This window comes from Caldichromatium japonicum (genome assembly GCF_011290485.1).
GTDB classification, from domain to species: domain Bacteria; phylum Pseudomonadota; class Gammaproteobacteria; order Chromatiales; family Chromatiaceae; genus Thermochromatium; species Thermochromatium japonicum.
In genome coordinates this window covers 2,025,101-2,041,573 of the sequence record NZ_CP048029.1, presented here as the reverse complement: position 1 = coordinate 2,041,573, position 16,473 = coordinate 2,025,101, and the positions used below count along the sequence as shown (strand labels likewise).

General features: G+C 58.8%; 13 protein-coding genes. 9 read left to right on the top strand and 4 right to left on the bottom strand.

What is annotated here, in order from left to right; translation table 11 throughout:
• Both GWK36_RS09935 and ilvA read right to left on the bottom strand, forming a co-directional pair.
• Complete coding sequence (locus GWK36_RS09935; RefSeq protein WP_166271002.1) at positions 1 to 918, bottom strand: metal ABC transporter solute-binding protein, Zn/Mn family; 918 nt, start codon at positions 916 to 918, stop codon at positions 1 to 3.
• Between the two features lie 13 nt (positions 919 to 931).
• The gene (gene ilvA, locus GWK36_RS09930; protein WP_166271001.1) at positions 932 to 2,467 is read right to left on the bottom strand and encodes a threonine ammonia-lyase, biosynthetic; all 1,536 of its coding nucleotides are present in this window, start codon (positions 2,465 to 2,467) and stop codon (positions 932 to 934) included.
• 464 nt (positions 2,468 to 2,931) lie between these two features.
• Between ilvA and GWK36_RS09925 the strand changes: the two genes are divergently transcribed.
• From GWK36_RS09925 to GWK36_RS09910, 4 genes are all read left to right on the top strand, one after another.
• Positions 2,932 to 4,854, top strand: a complete 1,923-nt coding sequence (locus GWK36_RS09925) for a PrkA family serine protein kinase (protein ID WP_166271000.1) — start codon at positions 2,932 to 2,934, stop codon at positions 4,852 to 4,854.
• A gap of 51 nt (positions 4,855 to 4,905) precedes the next feature.
• On the top strand, positions 4,906 to 6,177 hold the full coding sequence (locus GWK36_RS09920; RefSeq protein WP_166270999.1) for a YeaH/YhbH family protein: 1,272 nt from the start codon (positions 4,906 to 4,908) through the stop codon (positions 6,175 to 6,177).
• The gene (locus GWK36_RS09915) at positions 6,174 to 7,664 is read left to right on the top strand and encodes a SpoVR family protein (protein WP_166270998.1); all 1,491 of its coding nucleotides are present in this window, start codon (positions 6,174 to 6,176) and stop codon (positions 7,662 to 7,664) included. The genes GWK36_RS09920 and GWK36_RS09915 overlap by 4 nt, the downstream gene beginning before the upstream one ends.
• Positions 7,665 to 7,755: 91 nt before the next feature.
• On the top strand, positions 7,756 to 9,450 hold the full coding sequence (locus tag GWK36_RS09910; RefSeq protein WP_166270997.1) for a L,D-transpeptidase family protein: 1,695 nt from the start codon (positions 7,756 to 7,758) through the stop codon (positions 9,448 to 9,450).
• Positions 9,451 to 9,477: 27 nt separating this feature from the next.
• On the opposite strand, the gene tnpA is transcribed toward GWK36_RS09910, so the two are convergent.
• Entirely contained in the window at positions 9,478 to 9,855 is a 378-nt protein-coding gene (gene tnpA / locus GWK36_RS09905) for an IS200/IS605 family transposase (protein ID WP_246237522.1), read from the bottom strand.
• Between tnpA and GWK36_RS09900 the strand changes: the two genes are divergently transcribed.
• A complete protein-coding gene (locus tag GWK36_RS09900; RefSeq protein ID WP_166270996.1) occupies positions 9,841 to 11,052 on the top strand; it encodes an RNA-guided endonuclease InsQ/TnpB family protein in 1,212 nt (403 codons plus the stop codon). The two genes, tnpA and GWK36_RS09900, sit on opposite strands and share 15 nt — an antisense overlap.
• Here GWK36_RS09900 and GWK36_RS09895 read toward each other — a convergent pair.
• Positions 10,967 to 11,407: a hypothetical protein gene (locus tag GWK36_RS09895; protein ID WP_166270995.1), complete on the bottom strand. Its 441-nt coding sequence runs from the start codon at positions 11,405 to 11,407 to the stop codon at positions 10,967 to 10,969. The two genes, GWK36_RS09900 and GWK36_RS09895, sit on opposite strands and share 86 nt — an antisense overlap.
• A 67-nt stretch (positions 11,408 to 11,474) precedes the next feature.
• On the opposite strand from GWK36_RS09895, the gene GWK36_RS09890 reads away from it, so the two are divergent.
• From GWK36_RS09890 to GWK36_RS09875, 4 genes are all read left to right on the top strand, one after another.
• A complete protein-coding gene (locus tag GWK36_RS09890) occupies positions 11,475 to 12,449 on the top strand; it encodes an adenylate/guanylate cyclase domain-containing protein (protein ID WP_246237521.1) in 975 nt (324 codons plus the stop codon).
• An 85-nt stretch (positions 12,450 to 12,534) separates the two neighbouring features.
• On the top strand, positions 12,535 to 13,860 hold the full coding sequence (locus GWK36_RS09885) for a TolC family outer membrane protein (protein ID WP_166270994.1): 1,326 nt from the start codon (positions 12,535 to 12,537) through the stop codon (positions 13,858 to 13,860).
• Between the two features lie 2 nt (positions 13,861 to 13,862).
• Positions 13,863 to 14,972, top strand: a complete 1,110-nt coding sequence (aroC, locus tag GWK36_RS09880; protein WP_166270993.1) for a chorismate synthase — start codon at positions 13,863 to 13,865, stop codon at positions 14,970 to 14,972.
• A 354-nt stretch (positions 14,973 to 15,326) separates the two neighbouring features.
• The gene (locus GWK36_RS09875) at positions 15,327 to 16,460 is read left to right on the top strand and encodes an NAD(P)/FAD-dependent oxidoreductase (RefSeq protein ID WP_166270992.1); all 1,134 of its coding nucleotides are present in this window, start codon (positions 15,327 to 15,329) and stop codon (positions 16,458 to 16,460) included.
• The last annotated feature ends 13 nt before the right edge of the window (positions 16,461 to 16,473 follow it).

The window sequence follows — 16,473 nt, the reverse complement described above, 5'->3', positions numbered from 1 at the left end:
TTAATCCCCCTCCGCCGCAACGAGCGCATCGGCCATCCGGCGTAGGCTGGCGAAATAATCGGGGTCCAGTTGATCGATCACCTCGACCCGTCCGCCGATCGCTTGCGCCACCTCTTCGGCGCTTTTGCGGTTAAATTGGGGCTGGACGAGGATCAATCTGATCCCCTCCGTCTGCGCCTGCTCGATCAGGTCAGCAAGCTGCTTAGGCCCCGGCTCCTTGCCTGCCCGCTCGATGGGGATCTGGGTCAGCCCATAGTCATCCGCGAAATAGCCCCAGCCCGGATGATAGACCATAAAGGAACGGTGTTTGAGTCCAGCAAGCTTGGCGCGGATCTCTGCATCCAGACGGTCGAGATCCTGCTGGAAGGCGGCCAGTCGCGTCTGATAGTCGGTGGTATGCTGGGGATCGAGCGCGGACAAGGCGGCAGCGATGTGCTCGCCCATCGCCTTCACCAAGCGCGGGCTGGTCCAGAGGTGCGGATCGATCTCGTGCTCGGCGGGGGTATGCCCCTGGCTTGGGGCGCCTTTGTCTGCTTCCTCTTCGTGCCCCCTGTCTGCCTCTTCCGCATGCTCATGTGCCTCTATGGTGCGGAGCGCCATCCCTTCGCTCAGATCCAAGACCCGCATCCTGGGATTAGCTGAACGCAGGCGCTCCATCCAAGCGCGTTCAAAGGGAAAACCGATCCCGATGAAGAGATCGGACTGTGACAGGCGCGCGACCTGTCTGGGTGTGGGCTCATAGGTATGCGGATCGACGCCGGTCTGGATCAAGGACTCGACCTTGACCTCAGTCCCCCCGATCCGCTCAACGAAGGTCTGTTGCGGCGGGATGCTAACAAAGACCTGTAGGGGGGCAGCCTGAAGGACAAGCGGCAGCCACAGGGAGAAACAAAGCAGTAATGGACGCATGACAGTCATACTTCATCCGGTTTCAATCCGAAGCCATCAGACCGTTCCCTGCAAATAGCCGATAGGCCGGGTTATCTGTCTCCTCCCAACAGGGGTAGTCTAAGGATCTCAGGCTCTGCGTAAAGTCCTCGTATTCGGTATCTGGGATCTGAATACCGATCAGTACCCGCCCGTAGGCCGCCCCGTGGTTGCGATAATGAAACAGGCTGATGTTCCAGCGCTTGCCAAGCCCCGACAAGAAATCAAGTAGGGCACCCGGGCGCTCGGGGAACTCGAAACGAAACAGACGCTCATTTTGCAGACCCGGGGCATGGCCGCCCACCATGAACCGGATATGCTGTTTGGCGGTCTCATTGTCGGTCATATCGATCACCCGAAAGCCCCTTTCGGCGAGGCGTGCGATCAGCTCTGGGCGCTCATCACCGCCCCGTCCTAGCTCAATGCCAACGAAGACCTGGGCGCGCTGGCGATCGGCATAGCGATAATTGAACTCGGTGATCTGGCGCCGACCTAAAGCACGGCAGAAGTTTAAGAAGCTGCCTGGGCGTTCGGGGATCTCGACGGCAAAGAGGGCCTCGCGATGTTCCCCGAGTTCAGCGCGTTCAGAGACATGGCGCAGCCGGTCGAAGTTGATGTTGGCGCCGCTCTCGATGGCGACGAGATCCTGATCGCGGGTACCTGTGGTCTCGACCCAGCGCTTGAGCCCAGCGACGGCCAGGGCCCCCGCGGGTTCGGCGATCCCGCGGGTATCGTCGAAGATGTCCTTGATCGCGGCGCAGATCTCATCGGCGCTGACCAGGATCAGGGTATCGACCCGCGTGCGGGCGATGCGAAAGGTCTCTGTCCCGATCCGTTTGACTGCCACCCCATCGGCAAAGAGACCAACCTGCGGGAGATCGACGGGCTCACCGGCTTTGAGCGCGGCATATAGGGTGGGCGCATCCTCGGGTTCTACCCCGATGATCTGCACCTGGGGATAGAGCCATTTGACATAGGCGGCGATCCCGGCGATGAGGCCCCCGCCACCGACCGGGATGAAGATGGCATGCGGGGGCTCTGGGCGCTGGCGCAGGATCTCCATACCGATCGTACCCTGGCCAGCGATGACCTCTGGATCATTGAAGGGATGGATCAGGGTCAATCCCTTCTCGGCTGCGAGTTCCAAGGCATGGGCATAGGCGTCGTCATAAGAGTCGCCGTAGAGGATCACCTTGCCGCCATAGGCGCGCACCGCATTGACCTTGATCGCCGGCGTGGTGCGCGGCATGACGATGGTCGCCTGGGCCCCAAGACGGCTGGCGCCCAGCGCCACCCCCTGGGCGTGGTTGCCGGCGCTCGCCGCGATGACCCCGCGGGCGCGCGCATCGGGGGTGAGGGCATGGAGCTTGTTATAGGCACCGCGCAGTTTGAACGAAAAGACTGGCTGGAGGTCTTCGCGTTTAAGAAACACGCGATTGCCGAGACGGGCCGAAAGACGCTGGGCCAGGGTCAGAGGTGTCTCGACTGCGACTTCATAGACGCGGGCCCTGAGGATGCGATCGACGTATGAGTCGGGCATGGGATACTGGGACAAGATTGTAAGGCTAGGTAATGATACAAAATCCCCTGGCAGAGGGCCGACTGTGGCGCTTTAAGTCGCGACAGATGGTCTCCATGTATAACACTCACGTTATGTTCAGAGCAGATGTACGGCTCTGGTGCCCGGTTACTCCGGCAGCTAGTCCATTCCGCTCAAGCCGAGCGTTGCCTGCTTGCCGAGCGTTCCAAGATGGTGCGCAAGCGGGGTCGTTTGGCGCATCCTCGCTGTGCAGATTAGAGTTAAAGTGCTCAGGTATGAGCGCAGTGCCCCAGCTATCTATCCTGGGTGCCAGATGGTTCAATCATTGCATTGGGTTTACTACCATCTCCCGATCATCTGCCGCTCTGTCAAGTGATTCGAGACCCTGCCGGCCTGCGCATACCGGTAGCGGCGTATTGAACTCGGCAGGGTCAAAGGCCGCTGTTTTCAAGTGAGGTAACATTATGTCGATCTTCGAACGCTATCAGTCCCGCTATGAATCCTCCCGCGAGGAGGTCATGAGCCTGCGCGATTATCTGGAGCTGTGCAAGACCGATCCGACTGCTTATGCCAGCCCTGCCGAACGGCTGTTATTGGCCATCGGCGAGCCCGAATTGATCGATACCCGAGATGACCCTCGCTTAAGCCGCATCTTTCAAAACAAGGTCATCCGGCGTTATCCCGCCTTTGCCGATTTCTATGGCATGGAGGAATCGATCGAGCAGCTCGTTTCTTATCTAAGACATGCAGCGCAAGGTCTAGAGGAGAAGAAACAGATCCTCTATCTCTTGGGGCCCGTCGGCGGTGGGAAATCATCCCTGGCCGAAAAGCTCAAGGAATTGATGGAGCAACGTCCATTTTATGCCATCCAGGGCTCACCCGTATTTGAGTCTCCCTTGGGGCTTTTCTCGCCCGAAGAGGATGGGCCGATCCTGGAAGATGATTATGGCATCCCGCGCCGCTATCTGCGCACCATCATGTCGCCTTGGGCGGTGAAGCGGCTTCAGGAATATAATGGCGACATTACCAAATTTAAGGTCGTCAAACTCTATCCCTCGATCCTCGAACAGATCGCGATCGCCAAAACCGAACCGGGTGATGAAAACAACCAGGACATCTCATCCCTAGTCGGCAAGGTCGATATCCGCAAGCTGGAACACTTCCCGCAAAACGACCCCGATGCCTATAGCTATTCCGGGGCCTTATGCCGGGCCAATCAGGGGCTGATGGAGTTCGTCGAGATGTTCAAAGCCCCGATCAAGGTCTTGCATCCGCTGCTGACTGCCACCCAGGAAGGCAATTATAACGGCACCGAGGGTCTTTCGGCACTGCCTTTCCAGGGGATCATCCTGGCCCATTCTAATGAATCCGAATGGCAGAGCTTCCGCAATAATAAAAATAACGAGGCGTTTCTCGACCGGGTCTATATCGTTAAGGTGCCTTATTGTCTAAGGGTTGATGAGGAGGTCAAGATCTATCAGAAGCTCTTGCGCAATAGCTCGCTTTCCAATGCGCCCTGCGCCCCTGGCACTCTCGAGATGATGGCTCAATTCTCGGTCCTAACCCGGCTGAAGGAACCGGAGAACTCGAGCATCTATTCCAAGATGCGGGTCTATAACGGCGAGAATCTCAAGGATACCGATCCCAAGGCCAAGTCCGTTCAAGAATACCGTGATTATGCTGGGCCGGATGAGGGCATGACCGGTATCTCGACCCGTTTTGCCTTCAAGATCCTCTCGCAGGTCTTCAATTTCGATCATAGCGAGATCGCGGCAAATCCAGTGCATCTGCTCTATGTGCTCGAACGCCAGATCATGCGTGAGCAGCTTCCCTCCGAGACCCAGGAGCGCTATCTGGGCTTCATTAAACAATATCTCGCGCCGCGCTATGCTGAGTTTATCGGCAAAGAGCTGCAAACGGCCTACCTCGAATCCTATTCGGAGTATGGGCAAAACCTCTTCGATCGCTATGTCACCTATGCCGACTACTGGATCCAGGATCAGGAGTATCGCGATCCAGACACCGGCGAGATGATGAACCGCGCTATGCTCAACGAGGAGCTGGAAAAGATCGAAAAGCCGGCGGGGATCTCCAATCCCAAGGACTTTCGCAATGAGATCGTCAACTTTGTGCTGCGCGCTCGGGCAAACAATGCCGGAGCCAACCCGCGCTGGACGAGCTATGAAAAGCTACGGGTGGTGATCGAGAAAAAGATGTTCTCCAATACCGAGGATCTACTGCCTGTGGTCTCGTTCAATGCCAAGGCTTCGGCGGAGGAGAAGAAGAAACACGAGCAATTCGTCGATCGTATGGTCGAGAAGGGCTATACGCACAAACAGGTGCGTCTATTGTCCGAATGGTATCTGCGAGTGCGCAAATCGCATTGAGTTGCCCCGAGGCGCACAAGCCAGATCCTGAAGCAGTTTAGTGAGTCAGCCATGTCACACTTCATCGACCGGCGTTTAAATGGCAAGAACAAGAGCGCGGTCAACCGGCAGCGCTTTCTCAAGCGTTACCGCGACCAGCTCAAGCGGGCGGTGGCCGATGCGGTTGACAAGCGCAGCATCACCGAGATCGAGGCTGGCGAAAAGGTCAGCATCCCGGCGCGCGACATTTCCGAACCCGTGTTTCATCACGGCAAGGGCGGGGTGCGCGACCTGGTGCATCCAGGTAACAAGGAGTTTGCATCGGGCGATCGCATCCGCCGGCCCGAGGAGGGGGAAGGCGGCGGCAGCGGACGCGGACGTGCGAGCCGCGACGGGCAAGGCGAAGACGATTTTGTTTTCGAACTCTCGCGTGAGGAGTTTATGGATCTCCTCTTCGAGGACCTGGAACTCCCCAATCTGGTGCGCAATCAGCTCATGGGTGTCACTGAGTTCAAGACGATCCGCGCCGGCTATACGACCCAGGGGGCACCGAGCAATATCGATGTGGTGCGCTCGCTAAAAAGCGCACTTGCCCGACGCACCGCCCTCGGTGCCGGAAAGCGGGCGCGGATTCGCGAGCTCGAAGAGGAGATCGCCCGTCTCCTGGGGAGCGGGGTGCCTGAAACCGATGCCCGGGTCATCGCCCATCGCGCCGAGATCGATCGGCTCAAGACCCGGCTGGCAGCTTTGCCGTTCATCGATACCTTCGATCTGCGTTATCAAAGCTTTATCAAACAGCCCAAGCCGACCAGCCAGGCGGTGATGCTCTGTATCATGGATGTCTCGGGCTCGATGGATCAGACTCGGAAAAACCTGGCCAAGCGGTTTTTCATCCTCCTGTATCTATTCCTCAAGCGCAATTACGATAAGATCGAGCTGGTTTTTATCCGCCATCACACCGTTGCTCAGGAGGTCGATGAGGAGGGATTTTTTTATTCGCGCGAAACCGGCGGAACCGTGGTCTCGAGTGCGCTGAATCTTGCCTACGAGATCATCCGCGAACGTTATGATCCAATGCTGTGGAACATCTATGCCGCGCAGGCATCCGATGGCGATAACTGGGATTCGGATTCGGGTCTGTGCCGTGATCTCTTGATCGATAAGCTGATGCCGCTCATGCGTTATTACGCCTATGTCGAAATCACCCCGCGTCAGCACCAAAGCCTCTGGTATGCCTATCAGGAGGTGCGGGCCGTCCATCCGCATTTCGCCATGCAGGAGATCGGCGGGGCCGAGGACATCTATCCGGTATTTCGCGAGTTGTTCAAGAGACAGACAGCATGACCAGAAGACTGATCACTGATTCATCCGAGTGGTCATTCCCGCTTTTGGAGCGTTTTGACCGCGAGATTGCGAGTCTTGCGCATGAGGTCTATAATCTGAATACCTATCGTAATCAGATCGAGATCATCAGTTCGGAACAGATGATCGACGCCTATTCATCGGTGGGTCTACCAATCTATTATCATCATTGGTCATTCGGTAAGCATTTCGTTGCGACCGAACAAACCTACCGGCGCGGTCAAATGGGTCTGGCCTATGAGATCGTCATCAATTCCGACCCATGTATCGCCTATCTCATGGAAGAGAACAGCCTGACGATGCAGGTGCTGGTGATTGCCCATGCTTGCTATGGACACAATAGTTTTTTTAAGGGCAATTATCTATTCCAGACCTGGACCGGTGCCGACGCCATCATAGATTACTTGGTCTTTGCCCGCAAATATATTGCCGAGTGTGAGGAGCGTTACGGTCAGGAAGAGGTCGAGTTATTGCTCGACTCCTGCCATGCCCTGATGAATCATGGTGTCGATCGTTACAAGCGCCCCGCGCCGCTGTCGATGATCGATGAACAGCGTCGACAGCGCGAGCGCGAGGCCTATCTGCAATTGCAGATCAATGACCTATGGCGCACCTTGCCGCCAGCCGCACATCACGAAGAATCCAAACACGAGGAACATTGGCCCCCTGAGCCGCAGGAAAATATCCTCTATTTCATCGAAAAGAACGCACCGCTCCTTGAGCCCTGGCAGCGTGAGATCGTGCGCATCGTGCGCAAGATCGCCCAGTATTTTTACCCGCAACGCCAGACTCAGGTGATGAATGAAGGCTGGGCGACATACTGGCACTATACGCTCTTGAATGACCTTTATGATCAGGGTCTGGTCAGCGATGGCTTCATGATCGAGTTTTTACAGTCGCATACCAGCGTCATCTATCAGCCACCTTTCGATGCGCCCTATTATACGGGGATCAATCCCTATGCCCTCGGTTTTGCCATGATGCGCGACATTCGGCGCATCTGCGAGGAGCCAACGGACGAGGATCGCTATTGGTTTCCCGAAATCGCTGGCAGCGATTGGCGCAAGGTCTTGGATTTTGCGATGCGCAATTTTAAGGACGAAAGCTTTATCTCCCAGTTTCTCTCGCCGCGCCTGATGCGTGAGTTTCATCTGTTCGCCATCAACGATGATGATCAGAACGAATATCTGGAGGTCAAGGCTATCCATGATGAGCAGGGCTATCGCCTGCTGCGTCAGGCATTGGCGGAACAGTATAATCTCGGTACCCGCGAACCAAATATCCAGGTCTATCGCGTCGATCGGCGCGGCGACCGCTCCCTGACCTTGCGCCATTATGCCCATAACCGCCGGCCCCTCGGTGATTCGGTCCCTGAGATGCTGCGCCATATCCGCAGGCTCTGGGGATTCACGGTACGTCTGGAGACGGTTCATGAAAACGGGCGGATCGAACTCATCGGCGAGGTATAGCGCCATCTGGCCCAAGGCACCTGCTGCCCGTCAGTGATGGCCGAGCGGACCTTAGGGTTGAAAGAAACGAAACCTTATCGTGGAGGATTGGATGAGACCCTCGATACCCTTGGTTGCCTTGTTGTCTTGGTCGATCGCCGGTATGCCATCGAGTACCTTGGCCGATGAGCTGTTGGCCTCGACGCTCGAATCGTTCCGCGCTGCGCCTACCCTGGTCCTCTGGGAGACCTCTTTGCTTTCACCGCCAGTGCTTGCCGATTTTTACGCGCAACGCGGTTATCAGTTTGCCTGGAATGAACCAGCGCGGGTCGCTGCATTCCTGGGATTGGTCGAACGCAGCGGCGAGGAGGGCCTCCGGCCCGAAGATTTTCATATCGCTGTCCTGCGCCGTCTTGCTCAGCCGGGTACCCTGGCAGGTCTGCAAGGGTCGGCGCGTCTCGCCGCCGATCTCCTGTTGAGCGACGCCCTGTTGCGCTATGTTCATCACACCCGTTACGGCAAGCTCGATCCAGTCTTGGTCGATGCCCGCTGGAACGATCGCGATCCCGTTCCTGAAGAGCGCCTGATCGCCGACATGCAGGGTGCGCTTGCCGCTGAGGACATGGCTGCCTTTCTCGCCGCGCGTTTCCCCAAACCCTTTTGGTATGAAGACCTCAAACGCGCCCTATCGATGGCTATACAGATGCGGGAGTTGGCGGAGCTTCCACAGGTGCCAGCCGGTCCAATGCTCGCCCAGGGCAGCCGCGGCGAACGGGTGCGGTTGGTACGCCAACGCCTACAACGGCTGGGCTATCAGGCGCTGAGCCCGGAGAATCCAGAGGTCTTTGATGCAGAACTCAGCGAGGCGGTGCGCGCCCTGCAACGGGATCATGGGATTAAACCCGATGGTGCGATTGGGCCTCAGACCCTGGCCGTGCTCAATCAGCCAGGAGATGCCTCCAGGATCGACTTGATTCGGCTCAATCTGGAGCGGATGCGTTGGTTGTATGCCGATCTGCCAGCCGATTACATCCTCGTCGATGTCGCCGCTTATATGGCGCATCTTATACGGGATGGCGCCATCGCCTGGAGCACGCGTGTGATCGTCGGCAAGGAGGATTCTCAGACCCCGATGTTCCGCGATGTGCTCGACCATCTGGTGCTCAACCCAACCTGGATGGTACCGGTCTCGATTCAAAAGAATCTCGGCACCCTGGGATCTGATTACATCCTGGTCGACCGGCGCACCGGTCAGCGGGTCAGGGGGGGCAATGCTGCCGATTATCAAAGGTATCGGGTCGTTCAGCAGCCGGGACCGGAGAACGCCCTGGGTCGAGTCAAGTTTATGTTCCCCAACCGTCATGCTGTCTATCTACATGACACCCCAAGCAAGGCCCTTTTCGGACGTTCGGCGCGGGCACTCAGCCACGGCTGTGTCCGTGTCCAAAACCCTCTCAAGCTCGCCGAGCTCTTACTCAAAGAAGCCAACTGGAACCGGGCCCGCATCGATCGGGTGCTGGAGGGTACGCAAACCCGCCATATCAGTCTCGCACAGCCATTGCCGGTGTTGCTCTATTATCTGACGGCGCGTGCCGATGCCTCGGGGCGGGTCGAGATCCGCCCAGACATCTATGGGCGCGATCCGGCTGTCAGCGCCTTGCTCGATCAACCGGCGCGCCGGATCCGTGTTGCCTTCTATAAACCTGTCCCACTGAATCCTGGGATCATACCCCTGCCAGATCCAGACAGCGGCGTCCAGTTGACCCGGTGCACGGCAAGTCCCGCTGTTCAGGGCGGGGAAGGATAGCGCGGACGGCGCAGCCGTCCTTTGGTTTCAGTGTGGTTTCTGTTGCTGTTCGATGTACTGGCGCACGATGGAAATTGGTGCGCCGCCACAACTTGAGGCGAAGTAGGACGGCGACCACAGCACGCCCTTCCAGTAGTGTTTCTGGATGTCGGGTTGTTCCTTGCGCAGCAGGCGGCTGGATGCGCCTTTGAGGCTGTTCACGAGGCTGGAGACGGCAACCTTGGGCGGGTACTCTACCAACAGGTGGACATGATCGTCCTCGCCGCCCATCTTGATCAGTTGTGCTTCAAAATCCGTGCAGACGTTGGTGAAGATCGTTCGCAGTTGTGCGATGGCATCGCCGTTGAACACATTGCGGCGATGGTCATCGACCAAGAGACTGATTGAGCTATGCAACGGCTTCAAGCCTACAAATTTGAGTTGAAGCCCAACGGCGATCAGGCGCGCGACCTGCGCCGCTTCACGGGGTCGTGCCGCTTCGTCTACAACCGGGCGCTGGCGTTGCAACAGGAGCGGTACGCGACCGGCGAGAAGAAACTCGGGTATGCCGATCTGTGCAAGGCGCTGACCGCGTGGAAGGCCGATCCCTCGACCGCCTGGCTTGGCGAGGCTCCCGCTCAAGCCTTGCAGCAGTCTCTCAAGGATCTGGACCAGGCCTACGCCAACTTTTTCGCCAAGCGCGCCGGCTTCCCGCGCTTCAAGAAGAAAGGGCAATCCGACAGTTTCCGTTACTCCGATTCGGAAAAAATCAAACTCGACCAGGCCAACAGCCGTATCTTCCTGCCGAAACTTGGCTGGCTGAGGTATCGCAACAGCCGTGAGGTGCTTGGCGTGGTGAAGAACGTCACCGTGAGCCAGTCCGGCGGCAAGTGGTTCGTGAGTATCCAGACCGAGCGCGAGGTAGAGCGGCCCATCCCGCAGGGTGGCGCAGTCGGCATCGACATGGGCATTGTCCGCTTCGCCACCTTGAGCGACGGGACGGTCTACGCCCCGCTCAATAGTTTCAAGCGGCATGAGACGCGCTTGCGCAAGGCGCAACAGGCGCTCTCCCGCAAGGTGAAATTCAGCAACAACTGGAAGAAGGCGAAAGCCAGAGTCCAGCGCATTCATTCCCGCATCCGTAATGCCCGCCGCGACTTCCTACATAAGACCTCGACCGCGATCAGCAAAAACCACGCGATGGTGTGTATCGAGGACTTGCAGGTAGGGAACATGACCAAGTCGGCGGCTGGGACAATCGCACAGCCGGGCAGAAACGTTCGGGGCAAGTCTGGCCTAAACAAGTCCATTCTCGACCAGGGCTGGTTTGAGTTTCGCCGGCAACTGGACTACAAGCTGGCATGGCGGGATGGCTGGCTCATTGCCGTGCCGCCGCAGAACACAAGCCGCACCTGCCCGTGCTGCGGCCATGTGTCGGCGGACAACCGCCAGACGCAAGATCGGTTCGAGTGCGTGGAATGCGGTTTTGAGGAAAACGCTGATGTGGCCCCCGTCTTGCTGGATGGCCTACTGAATCCTACTGAATCATTGAACTCGTCTGCGGAACCTGGACTCCATGCTCGCTCAGCCACTGGACATCCAGTTCCCAATCCACGCCCTTGACCCCGGGCTGGGCCAGGATCAGCCCCTGGGCGTGTTTTTGATGATTAATGAGGTTTTGCTGGGCAGCGATCATCGCTGGGTCATCCTGTGCCTTGCCCACTAGCTTGGGATCGATGACCTGGAGGAATTGATAGGCGGGGAATGCCGGCGAACGCGGGGTCGAGATCACCACCACCCCGTCGCGCACATCGCGGACATGGAATTGATAGGGATAGCTGGCAAGCTGTGGGTCAGAGGTCAGGATTTGGTCTAAACTCCAAACCTCGGGTTTCCAAGTCGATTTGGCCCAGAAAAACAGGACCGCGACTAGAATCGCGCCAAGCAAAAGGCTGTAGGTACGGGTAAAACGATCCATGGTCTCCTCGGTATTGAGTGAATGGCGATATCGCGTCCAGCCTAAGACCTGCTAGATGTCAAGACCCATGAAAAACATCAATCACACGGCCATGAATCAATCGCACTCGATCGTCGGTACCCATGCGACCATCCTGATCGCCGATCTGCGCGGTTTTTCGACCCTGATGGAATCTGTCCCCTCCACCCTCATGGTCGATCTACTCAATCGGTTCTTTGGCTTGATGGCCAAGATCGTCAAACGCCACGGGGGTATGATCGATAAGCTCATGGGGGATGCGATCATGGCGGTCTTTGGCGTCCCTAATCGTCGTCCCGATGACCTGATCCGGGCGCTCAACTGTGCGGTTGAGATGCAGCTCGGGATGATCGATCTCAGCCATCGCAACGAACGTCAGGGTGAGCCGCGGCTTTATGCGGGCATTGCCCTGAGCACGGGCGATGTGATGGCCGGTTCATTCGGCTCCGAGGTCTATAACGAATACACCGTGATCGGCAGCCCCGTGAATCTGGCCTCGCGCATCGAGAGCTATGCCATGCGCGGTCAGATCCTGCTCAGTGAGGCGACCTATCGCGCTGCCGGCGATGCGATCCAGATCGGGACCGTCCATGAGGTCCAGGTCAAGGGGCGCGCCTCGCCGGTGATGCTCTATGAGCTCAAGGCGGTCACCCAGCCGCATCTTTTGCGTGTCCCTATGGTTGAGGTGCGCAAGACCCCGCGGGTCTTGGTCGATTTCCCGGCGGTCTTTCAGCGTGTCGAGGACAAGCGGGTGCTGCCTGAGCGCATCGTTGGTCAGGTGCAAGATATTGGTTATTTTGGCTTGTGCGTCGATCTACCGGTTGCGCTGCCACCCTATTCTGAGGTCATGATGTCGATGGCGCCCGAGTTTGGTCTGGATAGCCAGGTCGAGGTCTATGCCCGCGTCCTGCGCTCACGCCCACACCAAGACCGTTTCCGCACCAATCTCCAGTTCACCAATATCGATACGCCCGGACATCGGCGGATCAAACACTATGTCGATCATATCCTGTGGGGCAATTAGGCAGCGCGGGTTCGTTGATTGAGAGGGGATGGGGGTGTCCCCTATACTGGGCCACCAAGACCTATATCCCATGTAAGGAATCCCTATGAGGAGACTGTTTCTAGCCCTGGCGCTCGGCTGTTCCCAGGCCCTGGCCGAGGACCTGCTCCAGATCTATGACCTGGCAGTGGTGAGCGATCCGGCGCTGCGTGAGGCCGAACAGAGCCTATTTGCCACCCGCGAGGTCAAGCCCCAGGCGCAGTCGCTGGTCCTACCCAGCCTGAGCTTCAAGGGTGAGGTCACGTCCTATGATCTCGATGCCCGCGGCGGTACCCTGGGCGATCGCCACGATCGCTACGACACCCAAGAGCTGAAAGCCGTCGTCAGCCAAAGCCTATATAACCGGGCCAATTGGATAACGCTCAAAAAGGCCGATACCGTCGTAGCCCAGGCCGAGGCCGAATATCGCAATGCCCAGATCGACCTCATGGTCCGGCTGACCGAGGCCTATTTTGCGGTGCTGCGCGCTGCCGATGCTGTGACCGTGCGTGAGGCGCTGTTGCGTGCCAATGAGCGCCAATTAGAGCAATCCAAACAGCGTTTTGACGTCGGACTGGTCGCGATCACCGATGTCAACGAAAGCCAAGCGGCCTATGACAAATCGCGCGCTGATCTGATCAGTGCGCAAAACGATCTCGGCAATGCCTGGGAGGCACTGCGGGCGATCATCGGACCGGTCCGAGCGCCGCTGGCCCGTCTCGGCGAACAATTGCCGCTCGCCCCGCCCGAACCCAATGATATCGAGGCCTGGGCCAATGCTGCCATCCGCTCGAACTATGGCATCCTGGCAGCGATCGAATCGGTCAATGCTTCCAAGGCCGATATCGAGATCGAGCGTTCCGGCCATTTTCCTAAGCTGGAGGCCCAGGCCGGTTATGACATCGCCCGCTCCAGCGCTCAATATGGCACAGATTCAGAAACGGGCTTTGTCAGCCTCTCCTTGACCGTGCCGATCTTTCAAGGCGGGGCGGTGACCTCCAAGGTGCGCGAGGCCGGTTATAAATATCGCGCGGCGCAAGACCGGCTCGATCGGGTGCGGCGTAAAGTCGATCAACAGGTTAAGGACGCCTTCCGCGGCGTGCTCTCCAGCATCGAGGACATCAAGGCCCGTCAGGCGGCTGTCATCTCGGCGCGCTCGGCCTTGGAATCGACCCAGGCAGGGCTTGAGGTCGGGACCCGCACCCAGGTCGATGTCCTCAATGCCCAGCGTGACCTATTCCAGGCCGAATACAACTATCTCAGCGCCCGCTATGACTACATCATCAACGGCGTCAAGCTCCACCAGGCAACCAGCACCCTGAGCCGTGAGGTGTTGGCCAAGGGCAATGCCTGGCTCAATCCCAAGGATACCGTCCCCCCGCCGGCTAACTGACGATGTCGGGAAATAGCTTCGGCAGATGTTTCGTCGTCACCACCTTTGGCGAGAGCCACGGCCCAGCGATCGGCGGGGTCGTCGATGGCTGCCCGCCGGGGTTGGAGCTCTCTGAGGCCGATCTCCAGCGCGATCTCGACCGGCGCAAGCCTGGCCAGTCGCGCCATACTACCCAGCGACGCGAGTCCGACCGGGTGCAGATCCTCTCGGGGGTCTTCGAGGGTCGGACCACCGGCACCCCGATCGGCCTGTTGATCCATAATGAGGACCAGCGCTCGCGCGACTATGATGAGCTCGCCGATCGTTATCGCCCAGGTCATGCCGATTACACCTATGAGCAAAAATACGGTCTGCGCGACTATCGAGGCGGGGGGCGTTCATCGGCGCGCGAGACCGCGGTCCGGGTTGCCGCCGGTGCCATTGCCAAGAAATATCTCGCTGTGCGCTTGGGGGTGCAGATCCGCGGCTATCTCTCCCAGCTTGGGTCGATCCGCCCCAAGGTGTTTGATTGGGAGGAGGTCGAGCGCAATCCCTTCTTTTGGCCCTGTGCCGAGACCGTCCCTGAGCTTGAACGTTACATGGACGCCCTGCGCAAGGAGGGCAACTCGATCGGCGCGGCGGTGGCTGTGGTCGCGACCGGCGTCCCCCCTGGTCTGGGTGAGCCGGTCTTCGACCGGCTGGATGCCGACATCGCCCATGCGCTCATGGGGATCAATGCGGTCAAGGGGGTCGAGATCGGGGCGGGGTTTGCCTGTATCGAACAAAAGGGCACCGAACACCGCGATGAACTGACCACCGAGGGCTTTTTGTCTAATAACGCCGGCGGGATCCTCGGCGGGATCTCGACCGGTCAAGACATCGTCGCCCGTATCGCCCTCAAGCCGACCTCAAGCTTCCGCCTTCCAGGGCGCACCGTACGGCGCGATGGCATGGCGGTCGAGGTCATCACCAAGGGGCGGCATGACCCCTGTGTCGGCATCCGCGCCACCCCCATCGCCGAGGCCATGCTGGCCCTGGTGCTCATGGATCACTACCTGCGTCACCGCGCACAAAACGCCGACGTCACCCCGCCGCTTGCCCCCATTCCGTCAGCACCGCGCCGAGAGGTCTGAATAAAAGAGCGGTGCGTCTTAGCCGCGCTGGCGGGTTGCGCTAGGCCCACCATTGCTGTAATGAGGCAATGGGTGGGCTTGGCTCAATCCTGTTGCTTGCCTTGGGTTCGGCGCTGTTGAATCAATTGGATGATTGTTCTAACCCTCCTCTATATGAACCCCAACGCCAGGGCACGGTATCCCGTACCCCTACAAAGGGATGATCCCTGATCTTCCCACCGGCGCACTGGATGATGCCTTCCGTAAGCTCAGCCGTCCGGAAGGAGCGACCTGCTGCAGCACGCAACCGCACCTTGAGCCCCCAAGTCGTTTAGGATAATACCAGCGAGCTGATAAAACACCTTAGGGGGGTCTATGCACCACATCACAATCGTCGGTTCAGGTTTCGGGGGGCTGACCGCTATCCTTGAACTGCGCAGGCGTGCGCCCGAAATCGAGATCACCCTGGTCAGTCCCCGGCCAGAATATGTCTATTATCCGGGTCTCATCTGGGTGCCCTCGGGTCTGCGCACCGGCGATGATCTGGTGATCGATCTGCGCCCTTTCTTTGAGCGCCAACGCGTCCGGCATCTCGCTGCCGAGGCGACTGGACTTAAAGAGGGCGGTCGGGTCCTGGAGACCACCGAGGGGCCGATCGGAAACGACGGCCTGATCATCGCCTGTGGCGGGCGGTTCATCAAAAAACTCCCTGGGATCGAGCATGCCATCATCCCCTGCGAGGGGGTAGCTGCAGCAAAGGCGATCCGCGACCGGGTGCGGGCGCTGGAGGGCGGTTCGATCGCCATGGGTTTTTCCGCCAATCCCAGCGAACCGAGCGCCGTGCGCGGGGGGCCGATCTTCGAGTTTTTATTCGGACTCGATACCCAGTTGCGCCGCGAAGGGCGCCGCGAGCGGTTTACGCTGCATTTCTTCAGCTCCGCCGAACGCCCCGGCAACCGCTTGGGCCCCAAGGCGGTCGATGCCCTGCTCGCCAAGCTCAAATGCTGCGACATCCAGGCACACCTAGGGCAGAGGCTCAAAGGGTTTAGCGATCGCTCGGTGATCACCGAGGGCGAGGAATTTCCTGCCGACCTGATCCTGTTTATGCCGGGTCTGACGGGTAATGCCTGGTTTGACAACACGGATCTACCCCGCTCGCCGGGGGGGCTGATCCAGGCCGACGCCCAGTGTCGGGTGCCGGGGTTTGCGCGGGTCTATGTGGTGGGGGATGCCGGAAGCTTTCCCGGGCCCGATTGGCTGCCGAAACAAGGGCACATGGCGGATCTCCAAGCGCGCGCCGCGGCGCGCAATCTGTTGGCCGAGCTTGCCAGCCAAACGCCCAAGGCCGGTTTTCGCGTCGAGCTTTTGTGTATCCTGGATACCAACGAGCGCGGGATGCTGGTCGGGCGCACCAAGCACTTGAACCTGGTTCTGCCGGCCTGGCGTCTATTCCATTGGCTCAAGCGTTTCTTTGAATGGCTCTATCTGCGCCGTTATCGCGTGCGGTAGGGTGCGCAGGCAC

Excerpts from the sequence above, each read along its gene's own strand:
- GWK36_RS09935 (WP_166271002.1), bottom strand. The coding sequence starts at position 918 with ATGACTGTCATGCGTCCATTACTGCTTTGTTTCTCCCTGTGGCTGCCG.
- ilvA (WP_166271001.1), bottom strand. The coding sequence starts at position 2,467 with ATGCCCGACTCATACGTCGATCGCATCCTCAGGGCCCGCGTCTATGAA.
- GWK36_RS09925 (WP_166271000.1), top strand. The coding sequence starts at position 2,932 with ATGTCGATCTTCGAACGCTATCAGTCCCGCTATGAATCCTCCCGCGAG.
- GWK36_RS09920 (WP_166270999.1), top strand. The coding sequence starts at position 4,906 with ATGTCACACTTCATCGACCGGCGTTTAAATGGCAAGAACAAGAGCGCG.
- GWK36_RS09915 (WP_166270998.1), top strand. The coding sequence starts at position 6,174 with ATGACCAGAAGACTGATCACTGATTCATCCGAGTGGTCATTCCCGCTT.
- GWK36_RS09910 (WP_166270997.1), top strand. The coding sequence starts at position 7,756 with ATGAGACCCTCGATACCCTTGGTTGCCTTGTTGTCTTGGTCGATCGCC.
- GWK36_RS09900 (WP_166270996.1), top strand. The coding sequence starts at position 9,841 with ATGCAACGGCTTCAAGCCTACAAATTTGAGTTGAAGCCCAACGGCGAT.
- GWK36_RS09895 (WP_166270995.1), bottom strand. The coding sequence starts at position 11,407 with ATGGATCGTTTTACCCGTACCTACAGCCTTTTGCTTGGCGCGATTCTA.
- GWK36_RS09890 (WP_246237521.1), top strand. The coding sequence starts at position 11,475 with ATGAAAAACATCAATCACACGGCCATGAATCAATCGCACTCGATCGTC.
- GWK36_RS09885 (WP_166270994.1), top strand. The coding sequence starts at position 12,535 with ATGAGGAGACTGTTTCTAGCCCTGGCGCTCGGCTGTTCCCAGGCCCTG.
- aroC (WP_166270993.1), top strand. The coding sequence starts at position 13,863 with ATGTCGGGAAATAGCTTCGGCAGATGTTTCGTCGTCACCACCTTTGGC.
- GWK36_RS09875 (WP_166270992.1), top strand. The coding sequence starts at position 15,327 with ATGCACCACATCACAATCGTCGGTTCAGGTTTCGGGGGGCTGACCGCT.